14 protein-coding genes are annotated in these 15,366 nt (G+C 64.1%); 2 read left to right on the forward strand and 12 right to left on the reverse strand.

Annotation, left to right across the window (positions count from 1 at the left end; genetic code table 11):
• Window position 1: 1 nt before the first annotated feature.
• From ACP153_RS10180 to ACP153_RS10205, 6 genes are read right to left on the reverse strand one after another with little or no spacing between them, the layout of a single operon-like run.
• Complete coding sequence (locus tag ACP153_RS10180; protein ID WP_424970880.1) at window positions 2–742, reverse strand: ABC transporter ATP-binding protein; 741 nt, start codon at window positions 740–742, stop codon at window positions 2–4.
• Window positions 739–1,596, reverse strand: a complete 858-nt coding sequence (locus ACP153_RS10185) for an ABC transporter ATP-binding protein (protein ID WP_424970881.1) — start codon at window positions 1,594–1,596, stop codon at window positions 739–741. Before ACP153_RS10185 ends, ACP153_RS10180 begins: the two co-directional genes overlap by 4 nt.
• A complete protein-coding gene (nikC, locus tag ACP153_RS10190; RefSeq protein ID WP_424970882.1) occupies window positions 1,596–2,504 on the reverse strand; it encodes a nickel transporter permease in 909 nt (302 codons plus the stop codon). The genes ACP153_RS10185 and nikC overlap by 1 nt, the downstream gene beginning before the upstream one ends.
• On the reverse strand, window positions 2,504–3,562 hold the full coding sequence (locus tag ACP153_RS10195) for an ABC transporter permease (protein WP_424970883.1): 1,059 nt from the start codon (window positions 3,560–3,562) through the stop codon (window positions 2,504–2,506). The genes nikC and ACP153_RS10195 overlap by 1 nt, the downstream gene beginning before the upstream one ends.
• On the reverse strand, window positions 3,563–5,158 hold the full coding sequence (locus tag ACP153_RS10200) for an ABC transporter substrate-binding protein (RefSeq protein WP_424970884.1): 1,596 nt from the start codon (window positions 5,156–5,158) through the stop codon (window positions 3,563–3,565).
• 41 nt (window positions 5,159–5,199) lie between these two features.
• Complete coding sequence (locus ACP153_RS10205) at window positions 5,200–6,249, reverse strand: dipeptidase (protein WP_424970885.1); 1,050 nt, start codon at window positions 6,247–6,249, stop codon at window positions 5,200–5,202.
• Between the two features lie 126 nt (window positions 6,250–6,375).
• Between ACP153_RS10205 and ACP153_RS10210 the strand changes: the two genes are divergently transcribed.
• Window positions 6,376–7,284, forward strand: coding sequence for a LysR substrate-binding domain-containing protein (locus tag ACP153_RS10210; RefSeq protein ID WP_424970886.1), 909 nt, complete (start codon window positions 6,376–6,378; stop codon window positions 7,282–7,284).
• 27 nt (window positions 7,285–7,311) lie between these two features.
• Here the strand turns inward: ACP153_RS10210 and ACP153_RS10215 are convergent, their stop codons facing one another.
• The 6 genes from ACP153_RS10215 to ACP153_RS10240 form a co-directional block, all read right to left on the reverse strand.
• Window positions 7,312–8,133, reverse strand: coding sequence for a universal stress protein (locus ACP153_RS10215; RefSeq protein ID WP_424970887.1), 822 nt, complete (start codon window positions 8,131–8,133; stop codon window positions 7,312–7,314).
• 3 nt (window positions 8,134–8,136) lie between these two features.
• Window positions 8,137–9,231, reverse strand: coding sequence for a 4-oxalomesaconate tautomerase (locus tag ACP153_RS10220; RefSeq protein ID WP_424970888.1), 1,095 nt, complete (start codon window positions 9,229–9,231; stop codon window positions 8,137–8,139).
• Window positions 9,228–11,258: a tripartite tricarboxylate transporter permease gene (locus ACP153_RS10225; RefSeq protein ID WP_424970889.1), complete on the reverse strand. Its 2,031-nt coding sequence runs from the start codon at window positions 11,256–11,258 to the stop codon at window positions 9,228–9,230. The genes ACP153_RS10220 and ACP153_RS10225 overlap by 4 nt, the downstream gene beginning before the upstream one ends.
• 71 nt (window positions 11,259–11,329) lie before the next feature.
• Complete coding sequence (locus ACP153_RS10230; protein WP_424971449.1) at window positions 11,330–12,364, reverse strand: tricarboxylate transporter; 1,035 nt, start codon at window positions 12,362–12,364, stop codon at window positions 11,330–11,332.
• A 184-nt stretch (window positions 12,365–12,548) separates the two neighbouring features.
• Window positions 12,549–13,946 (reverse strand): ATP-binding protein, encoded by a 1,398-nt coding sequence (locus ACP153_RS10235; RefSeq protein WP_424970890.1) that lies wholly within the window; start codon window positions 13,944–13,946, stop codon window positions 12,549–12,551.
• Window positions 13,940–14,599: a response regulator transcription factor gene (locus tag ACP153_RS10240; RefSeq protein WP_424970891.1), complete on the reverse strand. Its 660-nt coding sequence runs from the start codon at window positions 14,597–14,599 to the stop codon at window positions 13,940–13,942. The genes ACP153_RS10235 and ACP153_RS10240 overlap by 7 nt, the downstream gene beginning before the upstream one ends.
• A gap of 197 nt (window positions 14,600–14,796) precedes the next feature.
• Between ACP153_RS10240 and ACP153_RS10245 the strand changes: the two genes are divergently transcribed.
• The gene (locus tag ACP153_RS10245; protein ID WP_424970892.1) at window positions 14,797–15,363 is read left to right on the forward strand and encodes a hemerythrin domain-containing protein; all 567 of its coding nucleotides are present in this window, start codon (window positions 14,797–14,799) and stop codon (window positions 15,361–15,363) included.
• The last annotated feature ends 3 nt before the right edge of the window (window positions 15,364–15,366 follow it).

Below are 15,366 nucleotides of genomic sequence, written 5' to 3' on the forward strand. Positions count from 1 at the left end.
CTCAGATCGAAGCGCGGAGCAAATGCTGCGAATAGGGATGGGAGGCCTCCATGGCCCGAAGCGCCGCCACATCCATAATCTCGACAATCTCACCGTCTTTCATCACCGCGAGCCGGTCACACATATGGCCCACCACGCTCAGATCATGAGACACCATGAGGTAAGTCAGCCCGTGCTCCTGCCGCAAATCCGCGAGCAGGTTCAGGATCTCGGCCTGCACCGAAACATCTAGCGCCGAGGTCGGCTCGTCCAGCAGCAAAAGCTCCGGCTCCGGCGCGAGCGCCCGGGCAATCGCGACCCGCTGACGCTGCCCCCCCGAGAGCTGGTGCGGATAGCGAAAGCGGAACTTCTGGCCCAGCCCCACATCGTCGAGCAGCTTCACGACCCGCGCGTCGATATCCCGGAACCCGTGCAGATGCAGCGTCTCACCCAGCACCGCATCCACCGAGTGGCGCGGATGGAGCGAGGCATAGGGGTCCTGAAACACCATCTGCACCTGCTTGTAGAAGGCCTTCGGGCGCTTGATGTCGATCTCGCGCCCGGCCACGGCGATGCGTCCGGACCAGGCCGGAGCCAGCCCCGTGATCGCCCGCAGGATGGTGGATTTGCCCGACCCGCTCTCGCCCACCAGGCCAAAGCTCTCGCCCGCACCCACCTGAAAACTGGCTTTTTTGACCGCATCCACCCGGTCGCGGTCCCGCCCGAACCAGACGTCGAGCCCTTCGATCTCCAACATGCTCATATCCGGCCACTCACGCTTGGGGCCTCGGACCATTCCGGCGCGCGGGTCAGCACCTCGAGCCGGTCGCGCGGCGCATCGAGCCGCGGCAGGGAGTTCAGCAGGCCCCGGGTATAGGGATGCTGCGCCTCGCGGAGCTTGTCCGCATCGCAGACCTCGACGATCCGCCCGGCATACATGATCAGCACCCGGTCACAGAAATCCGCCACGAGGTTCAGGTCGTGGCTGATGAAGATCAGGCCCATCCCCCGCTCCTTGACGAGCTTGTCCATGATGTCGAGCACCTGCCTCTGCACCGACACATCGAGCGCCGAGGTCGGCTCATCCGCAATCAGGATCTCGGGGTTCGGGATCAGCATCATGGCGATCATGATCCGCTGCCCCATCCCGCCGGACATCTCGTGGGGATAGGCGCGCATCACGCGCTCGGGATTGCGGATCGACACCGCCTCCAGCATTTCCAGCGCCTTGGCCTGCGCCTCCGGTTTCGACGCCTTGTTGTGGAGCCGGTAGGCCTCGACGATCTGATCCCCGATGGTCATCACCGGGTTGAGCGAGAATTTCGGGTCCTGCATCACCATGGAGATCCGCTGCCCGCGCACGGCGCGCATCTCTTTCTCGGATTTATCCAGCAGGTTCTCGCCATCCAGCGTGATGTGGTCGGCTTCGACCATCCCCGGCGACCGGATCAGGCGCAGGATCGCGCGCCCGGTCATGGATTTGCCCGAGCCGCTCTCGCCCACGATCCCCAGCCGTTCGCGCCCGAGGGTGAAGGAGACGCCCCGCACCGCGTCGAAGATCCCCTTCCGGGTGGGAAACTTCACCCAGAGGTTTTCAACATCCAGAAGCGTATCCATCACTCACCTGCCTTCGGGTCGAGCACATCGCGCAACCCATCGCCCAGCAAATTGAACGCGAGCGACACCGTGAAAATTGCCAGCCCCGGCATGGTGGCGACCCACCAATGGTCCAGAATGAACCGACGCCCTTCGGAGATCATCGCGCCCCATTCCGGGCTGGGCGGCTGCGCGCCAAGACCGAGAAAGCCGAGCCCGGCTGCGGCCAGAATGATCCCCGCCATGTCGAGCGTGACCCGCACGATCAGCGACGAAATGCAGAGCGGCCAGATATGCTTGGTGATGATCCGCAGCCCCCCTGCCCCCTGCAGCTTGATTGCCGAGATATAGTCGGAGGAGCGGATGGTCAGGGTCTCGGCCCGGGCGATCCTTGCATAGGGAGGCCAGGCCGTGAGCGAGATCGCGATCACCGCATTCTCGATCCCGGCGCCCAGCGCCGCCACGAAAGCGAGTGCCAGCACGAGCCGCGGAAAGGCGAGGAAGATATCGGTGATCCGCATCAGCACGATATCGATCCAGCCCCCGAGATAGCCCGAAACCGTCCCCACCAGCAGCCCCACCACCGGCGCGATCAGCGCAACCAGCGCCACGATATAGAGCGTGATCCGCGCGCCATAGATCAGCCGCGAGAGGATGTCGCGCCCGAGGCTGTCCGTCCCGAGGAGATGCCCCTCGGAGCCCAGCGGCGCGAGGCGGTTGCCGAGATCCTGCACGAACGGATCATGGGGTGACAAAAGGGGCGCCGCCGCCGCGATCAGCACCAGCGCCACGAGGATCCCGAGGCCGATCATCGCCATGGTGTTGGACCGGAAGGACAGCCAGCCCTGATACAGCGCCGAGAGTTTCGCGTGACGGCGCGAGGTCGGCGTATCCGTCAGCAGCCATTGCCGAAGCGTTTGATCGGCCATTATTTCGCCCTCGGATCGAAGACCTTGTAGAGCAGGTCCGAGAAGATATTGAGCAGGATGAAGATCAGCCCCACGACCACAGTTCCGCCGAGCACCGCGTTCATATCCGCGCTCAGAAGGGCCGTGGTGATGTAGCTGCCGATCCCCGGCCAGGAGAAGATGATCTCCGTCAGAACCGAGCCTTCGAGCAGGTTCGCATAGCTCAGCGCGATCACCGTGATGAGCTGCACGCGGATGTTCTTGAAAGCGTGCTTCCAGATCACATCCCATTCCGACATGCCCTTCACCCGGGCGGTGGTGATGTATTCCGCGCTGAGCTGCTCCAGCATGAAGGAGCGCGTCATCCGGCTGATATAGGCCAGCGAAAAATACCCCAGCAGCGAGGCGGGCAGGATGATGTGGCTGAAGGCGTCCTTGAAGACGTCCCAATTGCCGTCAAGGGCCGCATCCACAAGGATCAACCCGGTCACCGTGGGAACCACATCCACATAGAAGATGCCCACCCGGCCCGGGCCACCGACCCAGCCGAGAATGCCGTAGAAGATCAAAAGCCCCATCAGGCCGAGCCAGAAAATGGGCATGGAATAGCCCACAAGCGCCAGCACCCGGGCGACCTGATCGATCCAGGATCCCTTGCGGGCCGCCGCGACCACACCCAGGGGCACGCCGATCACGACACCGATGACGATGCCGAGGGTGGCAAGCTCCAGCGTGGCGGGGAAGACGCGGGCAATGTCTTCGGAGACAGGCCGCGCGTTGAGCAGGGAGGTGCCGAAATCCAGATGCAGCACGTCCCAGATGTAATAGCCGAATTGCACGATCAGCGGCTTGTCGAGCCCAAGCTCCAGAAAAACCGCGTCATAGGTCGATTGCGATGCGCGCTCTCCAACGATGGCCAGCACCGGGTCGATGGGCATCACACGCCCGATAATGAAGGTAATGAAGAGCAGCCCGAGCATCGTCACCGCAATGGAGCCGAGCGTCAGGGCCGTCGTCTTGATCCATGGCGGAAGGGACGCGCGCGCGCGCCCCTTCCCGTTGTCCTCGGAGAGGGCCATTTACTTTGTAACCTGCCAATAGGCAGCGGCGGTGACCGCCTGACCGGTGGACCAGTCCGTGACGTTGTCGCGCATGGCCGATTGCTCGATCTGCTGGAACATGACGACGAAGGGAGATGTCTCGCGGAACTCCGCCTGGATCTCTTCGTACATCTTGATGCGCATCTCGCGGTCATTCTCGACAACAGCCGCCTCGACCTTTTCGGTCAGCCCACCGGTGTCCCAGCTGTTGCGCCAGGCCAGAAGACCGGTGGCGTTCGCCGCGTCCGAGTTGTCAGGGTTATAGGCGAAGGTGCCCGCATTGGTCTGCGGATCGGGATAATCCGGCCCCCATGCGCCGAGATAGACGTCCAGCTCGCGCGCGCGGTAGCGGGCGAGGATCTGCTTGGCAGTGCCGACCGTGATGTTGACCGTGATCCCGGCCTGCGCGGCAGCATTCTGGAAGCTCTGGCCGATCTCGATCCGCTCCTGGGCTTCACGCACACCGATCTCGATCTCGAGGTTCTCGACCCCGGCAGCTGCGAGCAGCTCCTTGGCCTTCTCGATATTGTAGGAGAACGGGTTTTCCTCGGAGGCGCCCAGATAGGTGGCGGGCAGGAAGTTCTGATGGATCGTGTACTGACCCTTCAGGAAGCTGTCGCGCATGCCTTCATAATCGATCAGATACTTGAACGCCTGACGGACTTCGGGCTTGGAAAGCTCCGGATGCTTCTGGTTCAGGGCCAGATACATCAGACGGCCCTTAAGCTCGTCCTGAATGACCACCCCATCCGCCGCGGAGGCCCCGGCGATATCCTCGGGGTTCAGGTTGCGCGCGATGTCGATATCGCCACGCTCCAGCAGCAGGCGCTGGGACGCGCTTTCCAGCACGTGGCGCACGATCACGCGCTCCATTGCGGGCGCACCGCCATAGTAATCCGGATTGGACGAGAGGGTGACGCTCTCATTCGGCTTCCAGCTGTCGAGCTTGTAGGGGCCGGACCCGGCAGAGTTGGTCTTCAGCCACTCATTGCCCATATCGCCATCGACCTCATTGGCCATGACGGTCTTCATGTCCACGATCGCGCCGATCGTCGCCGTGAGGCAGTTCAGCACGAAGGAGGTCGCATAGCGCTTGTCCGTCGTGATCATCAGCTTGTTGCCTTCGGCGCGGATCGTCTCGGCCGCATTCTCTGCGGTGAAGCCGAACTGCGTGAGGATAAAGGCAGGCGTCTTGTTCAGGATCACCGCGCGCTGAAGGGAGAACGCCGCGTCCTCGGCGGTCACCGGGTTGCCCGAATGGAACTTGACGCCTTCGCGCATGGTGAAGGTGATGGTCTTGCCATCCTCGGAGACTTCCCAGCTCTCGGCCAGATCGGGCTTGTAGCCCGCCGCCAGGTCATTGGGGTCGAGATTCACGAGCCGGCTGTAGACGTTCCGGCTGATATCGGAGCCGGCAAATTCAAAGCTTTCCGCCGGATCGATGGTGGTCACATCGTCAATTCGATGGGCGATCACCAGCATGTTGGCCGGTGTCTCGGCAAAGGCCGAGAAGGATGTCACACCCACCGCGAGGCCAAGCGCGGCCCCGCTGAGCAGTTTCGCAAAGGTATTCATTTTGGTCGTCCTCCTTGTCAGAACAGGATTGCGAACCTGGGTTATGCGCCCCAGGTTTTCTCAAGAACCCTAAGCCAGTTTCCATGGCAGAGTTTCGTCATCAACGCGTCGTCATAGCCGTGCTGGCGCATGGCTGCCCGCAATTTCGGCAGTCCAGCGCAGGAGTTAAGCAGCTCCGGCACGACCGCGCCGTCATAATCCGAGCCGAATCCCACCCGGTCCTCGCCCAGCTTTTCGATCAGGTGATCGAGATGGCGGATCATCTGCTCCAGCGGCACATCCGACAGCATCTTGCCATCGGCGCGCAGGAAAGCGACCGCGAAATTCAGCCCGACCATCCCGTCGCTCTCGGCGATTGCGGCGAGTTGCTTGTCCGTCAGGTTGCGCGCATGGGGGCAGATCTCGTGGACATTGGAATGGGTGGCGACCAGCGGTTTGGTCGAATGCCGCGCCACGTCCCAGAACCCCGCCTCGTTGAGATGGGAGAGATCGATCATGATGCCCAGTTCGTTGCAGCGCTTGACCAGCCGCAGGCCCTGATCCTTCAGCCCCGCCCCGATATCGGGCGTGCTGGGATAGCGGAAGGGCACCCCATGGCCAAAGATCGTCTCCCGGCTCCAGACCGGCCCGATGGAGCGCAGGCCTGCCTGATAGAGCACGTCGAGCGTGTTGAGATCCGGGTCGATCGCCTCCGCCCCTTCGATATGGAGCACGGCCGCCATTCGCCCCTCGGCGAGACAGCTCCGCAGCTCGGCTGCGGTCCGGCAGATCGTGAGGGCGCCCTGCTCTTCCAGTTCGAACAGGATCGCAGCTTGGGACATGACGACCGGAAAGGCGTCCTCCCAATGGATCGGGTCCGGCAAGGGCAGGTCATAGACATCCTTCGTCATCTCTTCGAACTTGCTGTCGAGATCCGTCGGCGAGGGTACGAAGATCGCAAAGAAGCCGCCGCCAAATCCGCCGGCCTTGGCCGAGGGGACATCGATCGCCCCTTCGCGTCCCTTCAGGAAACTCTCGGAGGCGGTGGCCCGCCCGGCATTGTAAAGCTTCAAGAGCACATCATTGTGCCCATCGAAAATGACTGGGTGCATGAAATCGTTCCGAAACGCCGCCGAGGAGCCGTGGCGACCGGGCCAGCGTAGTCCATAATTTCTCATAGACCATCCTTGAGTGAATGATAAAATATCATAGAGCGATGAGATTTTTGCAGAGGGCCCATGGCGGAGCGGACTTGGCACAGCCTGCCGGAATACGAAGCGCTGCGCGCGCTGATGGAGAGCGGGACGACCTCGAAGGCGGCCCTGCGGTTGGGCCTGTCGCAATCGGCTGTCAGCCGGTCCATCGCCAGTCTTGAGGCGCGGCTGGGACGGATCCTCTTCGAGCGGGATGGCGGGCGGCTGCGCCCGACCTCGGAAGCGGCACAGCTCAACCGCCGTCTCGACCCCCTGTTCGAAGCGCTGGACCGGATCGACGGCCCCACCGAGCCCACTCAGGAGACCCTGCGCCTGACCGCGCCGCCGAGCTATGCCCATCGCTTTGTCGTGGGCCATGTGGCGACCTTCCTGCGCGCCAACCCGCATTTCTTCGTCAGCCTCGAGGTCGCCTCCTCGGCGGATGTGATCAACCGGGTGCAGGATGACCGCTCCGATCTGGGGCTGTCGGGCGTCGATATCACCCGCGAGGGCACCAAGTTGACGCCCTATCGCTATTCGGAGGCGGTCTGCGCCATGCCCCAAGGCCATCCGCTGGCCGCGCGCGAGGTGATCCAGCCCGAGGATCTGCACAACCAGCCCCTGATCGCGCTCAGCCACCGCCATTCCCGGCGCGCGCAGCTGGAAAAGGTGCTGACCAACAGCCGCAGCATCCCGCAGATCGTGGCCGAGGTCTCTACCTCTTTCGCGGCGGTGGATCTGGCGCAAGCGGGACTGGGCGTGACCATCGTCAACCCCTTCCCGGTGGTGCAGTATCGGACCGAGGAGGTGGTCTTTCGCAAATTCGCCTCACCAATTGAGTATCGCACCTATTTCGTGACCTCGGATCGCAAGCCGACCCCGGCCATCGCCCGCGCCTTCATCCGGCATATGCGCCTGCACACGGTGAAAACCCCGTTCACTCAGGTCACCTGACCCGCCAGGCCCTGCGCCGGGAACGGGCTAGTGGGACAGGAGCACTGGACAGGGCGCCTCCACCAGGATCCGTGCGGTGACACCGCCGAAGAAATCCTCGCGGAATTTCGAATGCTCATAGGCGCCCATCACCAGCATGGCGGGCCGCTCGGCCCGGCAATAGTCGAGGATGGTCTCGGCGATGGATCCAGTCACGGACAACGCCTCATGGGAGGCCACGATGCCGTGGCGCGAGAGCTGCACCAGCACCTCTTCGATGGGGCGGGCAAGGCTCAACTTGCCCACGGTCAAGACATTGATCTGCTTGTGATCTTCCAGAAGGTCCAGCGCATCGGCCATGGCCCGGGCCGCCGCACGCCCGCCATCCCAGGCCAGCGCGGTATGGCCGCCTTCCGGGGCTGGCGCAGCACTCCGGGGGATCACCAGAACCGGTCGACCGCTCATCAGGGCGATGCGGTCATTATGGATGGAGACATGAGCGTCGGTCTCGCTCGGCTGATCCTGTCCCACGATCAGCACATCATGGACCTGCGCACAGTCCGACAGAACCGTATCGACCTTGCCGGGCACCCGCTGGAAATGCAGCCGCGCGCCAAGGCCGAGCTCCGGGCGCAGGGCCTCGAACTGCGCCTCGATCCCGTCGAGAAAGGCCGCGCTGGCATCGGCGAGGATCCGCGTCGCCTCGCGCGGGACCCAGGCCGCATGGCTGTTGATCACCTCATGGGTCGAGTAGGCGAGGATCGCGGTCACATGGGCGCCGTGACGCTCGGCCATGGCCGCGGCATAGCGCAGGGCTGCGACCGCGCTTTCGGTCCCGTTGAACGCGACAAGGATGTTCCTGATGCTCATGGTCTAGCTCCCCAAACCGGCCCAGATCCGGGACGGGACATATACGTTGCCATCGGCGAGCTTGCGCGCCGTGCGCACGAGCCCCGCCGCGCGCAGGTCGAACCCATCCTCGGTGGAGAAATCGACCAGCACATCGATGGTGCCCGAGGGATGCTCCAGCACGACCTGCGCCGGGCTGCCTTCGGGTCGCTCCAACAGCCCGTCGGCCACGGTGGCGGGCGTCAGCGCGCAAGAAGCAAGGCACTGCGCCCCGGTGACGGCCATGCTGGGATGGGTGTTCCAGGGCATGAAATAGCGCGCGGCAATGGTCCCCCCGCCCGAGGCCGGGGCCAGCAGCCCGAATTTCGGCGTGACAGAACGCGTGACATCCCCCATGCCCATCTTCTCGCCGGCAGCGATGCGGATCGCCTCCATCCGGGCGAAAAACGCGGTGTTGGCGTCAAGCTCCTGCACGGTCTCGTAGCCCGTGAGGCCGAAATCCTGCGCCCGGGCGATGACCATGGGCATGGCCACGTCCATGCAGGTGACCTCGATCCCGTCAAAGCTGTCGCGCAGCGCGCCCGTAGGCAAGAACGCTCCGGTCGCCGTCCCGACCACGCCCATGAAGGTCAGCTCCACCGCTGCCGCTTGCCCTGGCACCCCGGCAATCGCCGTCTCCCCCGCATAGGTCAGCCGCCCCTCGGGCGTCTGGATCCGCGCCTCAATCCGCGCTCCAGTATTGACCGCATTGATCCGGATCCGGGTGACGTCCTGATCGGGCTCCAAGAGGCCCATCTCGATCGCCGCCGGTCCCACGCCCGAAAGGATGTTCCCGCAGGTCGGCTTGAAATCGACCAGCCCGTCCTCGACCGACACCTGCGCGAAGAAGTAGTCGATATCCGCCCAATTGTCCTTGGCCTTGGAGAGCATGGCGACCTTGGTGGTCACGGCGGCCCCGCCGCCGATCCCGTCGATATTGAGCGCATGGCCCGAGCCCACCGCGCTGACCAGCACCTGGGCCAGGGTCTCGCGATCCTCGGGGAGATCCTCGCGCCGGAAATAGGGCCCGCGCGAGGTACCACCGCGCATGAAGACGAAGGGGATCCCGGTCTGTGTCATGTCAGCGGCCATGGCAGATCCACGAGGCTTTGCAGCAGCCCCGGCGGGAAGTCACGGTTGAGCGCACCGGCCATGATCAGCATGAAGCCGATCCCGCAGGCGGTCAGCAGCAGGGCCTTGTTCCAGCTCACCTGCGCCCGCACCCGGAAGAAGGAGACCAGGAAGATCGCCAGCGCGATGATGAACCCGAAGAGCGCCGAGAGGACCAGAAGCCCCGCAAACCAGGCCAAAGTCGACCAGAGCCCATGGGGCGCGTCCGCATCCTCGCCCTGCACTTCCTTATCGGCAAAGATCAGATCCCCCTCGGGCCGCATCATCATCTGGAAGACCAGGATCAGACAGCAGACCAGCGCCACGCTGCCCACAAAGAGCGGGAAGACCTTGTCCGTGAAGGCGTAGTTCGGAATGAAGGACGCGTTGATCACGGCCACGGCCAGATAGGCGGTCACGACCAGCAGGAAGGTGACCGGCGCGCGCTTGGAGCCCGATTGCACATCGCCCTCCGCCTGCAGCATCTTGGCCTGCCGCAGCCCGAAGAAGATCGAGAGCGCCGTGACGATCAGAAGCACGATAACGATCGGGCTGAAGATATAGTCGATCCCCTCCTCAAAGCTCTTGCGGAACCGGCTCGCGGCGATTTGGTAGGCCTGATTGGTGAAGGTCTCCGCCGGGTTCGAGAGCACGAAGCCGATCAGGAAGGCCGGGCGCGACCAGTCGAAGCGGCGCAGGAAGATCCCGATCAAGCCGATGGCAAAGAGCGCCACGAGATCGGCGAGGTTCTGACCCGACTGGAACGCCGCAAAGGCGATCAGCATGAAGAGGAACGGGGCCACCAGCGTGAAGCGGATCGTGGTCAGCTTGGCGATCAGCCCCGAGGAGGCGATGCAAAGCACCGTCCCCACCACATTCGCCAGCGCCAGCAGCCAGACAATGGAATAGGTGATGTCGAGATTGTTCTTGAGCATCGCCGGGCCGACCTCGATATCGCCCGACCCCAGCAGCGCGATGGCTCCGATGAAGATCGCCATGGAGCCCGATCCCGGGATCCCGAAGAGAAGCGTGGGCACGAGCCCCCCGCCCTCCTTGGCGTTATTCGAGCTTTCCGGGCCGACGATGCCGCGCACCTCGCCCTTGCCGAACATGCTCTTGTCCTTGGTGGTCTGCACTGCGTGGCCATAGGAGATCCAGTCGACCACGGAACCGCCGAGCCCCGGGATCACCCCGACCATCACGCCAATGACCGAGCAGCGCATGCTGAGCCAGATATTGGCGAACCAGTCCTTTACCCCATCGAGCCAGCCGCCCCCCAGCTTGGCGCTCTTGGAGATCGAGCTGTCCTGCCGCAGGAGGGACACGATCTCGGGCACCGCGAAGATCCCGAGGCCCACAATGACCAGTTTCAGCCCATCGGTGAGATAGGGGATGTCATAGGTCGCCATGCGCAGGCTGCCGCCCGCATCCGCCTCGCCGATGGTCCCGACCATCAGGCCCAGCCCGGCTGCGGCCAGACCCTTCCAGACCACGCGCCCGGCGAGGATCGCCACCATGGAAAGGCCGAGGATCGTCACCATGAGCATTTCCGGCAGGCCAAAGGCCAGCACCAGAGGACGCGCAATCAGGATGAAGACCGTGAGGAACAACGCCCCCACCAGCCCGCCAAAGAGCGAGGAGGCAAAGGCCGCCGAGAGCGCCCGTGCGGCCTCCCCCTTCTTGGCCATGGGAAAGCCGTCGAGCACTGTGGCTTGTGAGGCCGATGAGCCCGGGATCCCCATCAGGACCGAAGCGAAGGTGTCCGAGGTGGGCACCACCGCCACCATGCCGATCATCAGCGCAAGGCCCAGAACCGGATCCATCCCGAACATGAAGGGCAAGAGCAGCGAGAGCCCCGCAATCCCCCCGAGCCCCGGGAACACCCCGATCGACAGGCCCATCACCACACCGAGCACGAGATAGGCGAGCACAATCGGCTGGGTGATCAATCCGATGGCCTCGCTCAACGCGGGCAACGCGATACTCAACGTCTCCATCCTGCCCCTCCCCTAGAGCTCAAGGTTCGCTCCCGGCGCGCAAGGCGCCGGGTCGTCGATTTTTCAATGGGTTACTTGAGGCGGACGCCGTATTCGGCCTGAAGCCAGTCCGTCACGAAGGTCTTGGCGCTGTCCGGCACACCGGTCGCGGTGGCCAGAGCCTCCTGCGCGCCACCGCCCACGAAGACCGGGTATTTGCCCACCCGCTTGGACGAGATGTCAGCGAAGTCCGCACGCTCCGTGACCGCCTGGAAGGCTGCCGTATAGGTGTCGATCACATCCTGCGGCGTGCCCGCCGGCAGGAAGGCCAGCTTCTGCACCGGGAAGCCCGCAATAAAGAACGCCTTCCACGCATCCCAGGAATCGCCCGAGGTCTCGCAGCCCTCCGTGGCCTCGCAGACCTCCTTGAAGGTCGGGATATCCGGGAAGGTCGGATCGCGGACGATGTTGCCTTCTGCGTCCAGCGCGCCCCAGGACATCATCGGCACCGCACTGCCATCCTCGACCAGCGGCGCAGAGCCCGACAGGTAGCCCGAGGAGGTCTGGTAATCGATATTGGCCTCGCCCCGCTCGAACATCAGACGGCCATCGCCGCGCCCTTTGATGCCAAAGACCGGCTCCACGGTCATGCCCAGCATCTGCCAGGCCAGAAGCGGCACCAGATCAAGGCGCGTGGCCCCCTGACTGCCATAAACGAAGTCGATGTCCTTCAGTTTGTTGGCAGAGCCATCAAACATCGCGCCTGCCTCGGCGCTGAGATAGGCCACTCCGCCCGTGCCGGAGGCCATCACTGCGTGCCAGTCGCCATATTCGTAGCGCACGCGCGGATCGCCCAGCAGGTACGGGAACTGGGTCGAGCCGGAGGTCCCGAAGAGGAGCGTGCCATCCTCATGCTCTTCGCGCTGGAACCAGTTGGCGCCCTTGGTCGAGCCCGCCCCCGGCATGAATTTCACGACCACGGTCGGCGCGCCCGGAAGGGCCTCGGACAGAAGCGGCGCAAAGAAGTTAGCCCATTTGGCCGAGCCCCCGGTTTCCGAGAAGGGGATCACCCACTCCACGGTCTTGCCGGAAAAATCGACCTCGGCCAGCGCACCAGCCGCGGTCATCCCGGTCACACAGGATGCGGCCACAACAAGGCGCACCGCTTTCGCGATTGAGTTCATGTTTTCCTCCCAAGTCACGGCTTGTGCCGTTTGTTCGTTAATCTGTCGCAGTGCTCATGGCCCGCGTTTCGCAAGCCTACACCAAGTTCCTTTCATCAACTTTTCATGGAAGAAACTTGTTGCGGATTCAGCTTCCGGGCGATCCGGCCAAAGGCAGGCGGAGGGCAAATCCGGCCCCGGCTTCGCCCAGCCCGGCGGTCGCGCGGATCTCGCCACCATGGGCATGGGTGATCTCGCGCGCGATGGCGAGGCCGAGCCCGCTGCCCCGCCCGAAATCGAGCTGGGTGAAGCGCTCAAAGATGACCTCGCGATCCGCCTCGGGGATCCCCCGCCCGTCATCGCGGACGGAGATCAGTGCTTCTCCATCGGCGCTGGCGAGGGTGAGGGCGATGCTGCGCAACTCCGGCCCGGCATGGGCGAGCGCGTTGTCCAACAGGTTCTCGATCGCCTCGCCAAAGAGCTCCGGATCACCGAGCAATGGCGCGGGTTGGTCATCGTGATCAAAGCCAAACTCCACATTCCGATCCATGGCCCGGTCGGAGAAGCGTTGCGCCACATAGAGCAGGCTGTCTGCCGCATCGAAGGGCTCGCGCTTGAAGCTTTCGGGCGAATGGCGCAACCGCTCCAGCATCAAGAGTTGCTCAGCCAGCTGCGAGGTGTGGCGCGCCTCGGACAGGGTCTTCTCAACCCGGCGGGACATCTCTTCGGCGTTCTTCGCGTTCAGCGCCGATTCCGCCATGGCCTGCACCGCGGCGATGGGATTGCGCAGCTGGTGGGCGGCGTTGCTGATGAAACGGTCGCGCGCATCGATCGAATTCTGCACCTCCTGAAAGAGGCCGTTGAGTGTGCCGACCAGAGGCTGCACCTCCTCCGGCACGGCCTGGGCAATAGGGCGCAGCTCTTGCGGGCTGCGCCGCCCCACGGCACTGCGCAACTGGTTGAGGGGGGCGAGGCCCGAGTTTACCCCGAACCAGACGAACGCAATCACCGCCCCCACCAGAAGCACGATGATCAGTGCCGAGGAGACCGCCTGCCGGACCGCGTATTGCTGCCGGACGGCCTGCTCTTGCCAGACGGTGATGGTGGCAATCCCTTCGAGCCCGGCAGAATTCACAAGCTGCCCCAGGGCCACGGCGCGCACGGGCCGCCCGAGATGGGTCGAGTCGAATAGCTGCGGCGCCGCAGCCCCCGCAAGCGGATGGCCCGCGCTGCGCGGCGGATAGCCGAACCCCGCCACATAGGCCCCATCCGGGCCATGCACGTGGTAGAAGATCTTGCCGCCACTGGCATCGGTCAGCAGGAGCAGGGTTTCCTGAGACAAGAGCTCCACCCCGGAGGACGCGAGATCCCGCGCGACCGCCAGCGATACGGCGGTCAGGTTGCGATCAAAGATCTCCTTCGCGGTTTCGAACACATACCATGTCCGCCATCCCCCCAGCGCCAGCGCCACAGCAAAGAGCGGGATCACGATCCGGATCAGCAGGCGCAGCTTGAGCGAGCGCACGGAGTTGCGCGGCTTCAGCACTCCAGCCGGTATCCGATGCCGCGCGCGGCCTTGATCGAGACGCCATGGGGCCCGATCCGGCTGCGCAGGCGCGAGACATAGACCTCGATCGCCGAGGCGCTCACATCGGCGCCCGAGCCATAGACAAAGCTCAAGAGCGCCTCCTTGGAGACCAGACGCCCCTTGCTGTTGGCGAGACACTCGAACACCGCAAGCTCCTTGCGCGGCAGATCGAGCGGCCGCCCCCCGACGCTCAGCGACCGGCTCTCGCGGACAAAATCGATCTCACCGAACCGCTCGGTCTCCGTGAACTTGATGCTCCGGCGCAGCATCGCGGCGACCCGCGCCACCAGCTCGGCAATCTCCACCGGCTTGCCGATATAGTCATCGGCCCCGGCATTGAGCCCGGCAATCGCGTCCTTCGTATCGCTCTGGGCGGTGAGGATGATGACGGGCGTGGAATCCCCCCGCGCCCGCATCCGCGTCAGTACCTCGAGCCCCGGGATCCCGGGCAGCCCCAGATCGAGGATCACCAGATTGACCTCTTCGCGGCTGAGAAACTCGTCCGCGTCATGGCCATTATGCATGACATCCACCCCATGCCCGCCATCGGTGAGGACATCCGCGATCGCCTGCGCCAAACCTTCATTGTCTTCAACGACCGCGATCAGCATGCCGTGGCCTCCCCCCCAAAGCTCCCATCGGTTCTAGGATAGAGCCAGACGCTTTCATAATCCTTTCGTCGCTCGGCGCGCCCGTTCCGGTGGCGCGGCAGCTTCCCTAGCGTCACCATACGCATAGCTGGCATGACCCACCGCCCCTAACCGCGCGTGACGCGATACCCCACGTCCATCGGGAAAGGAGATGACCCATGCTCGACACCTATGACGTGCGTACAACAGACATGCCCGATGAAATGCGGCTGCTGCTCGACCGCTACCCGCGTGAGAGCTGGGACGCGCATCCTGGCTTCAAGGACAAGACCCGGCACTGGCTCGGCGCGCATCGGATGTTCCGCCGGGTGGCCGCTCAGGTCCGCACGGATACGGAGGCCTGTCTCGACAAGACGCTGGCGCCCGAGGCCTATGCCGACCGGCTGGCCCATTACGGCGGTGGCTTGGTCGGAAACCTCCACGGGCATCACGGCTGGGAGGATCACAGCTACTTCCCGGAGCTTTCTGCCGCGGATCCGCGTTTTGACGCCGGGCTCGACCTGCTCGAGCGGGACCATGTGGATCTCGACAAGGTGCTGGCGGATTTCACCCGCCATGCCAACCGCGTGCTGCACCTGACCCGTCTGGATCCGGCACAAGTGCGGGACGAGACGGGGAGGGTCCATGGTGCAAGCGAGGTGATCGAGGCCTTCCTGCAGCGCCATCTCGGCGATGAGGAGGAGCTGGCCGTGCCGATCATCCTGCACCATCGGCTGCGCGGTTAAGGC

The sequence above is a fragment of the Dinoroseobacter sp. S76 genome, from assembly GCF_049801095.1.
Lineage (GTDB): Bacteria > Pseudomonadota > Alphaproteobacteria > Rhodobacterales > Rhodobacteraceae > Dinoroseobacter.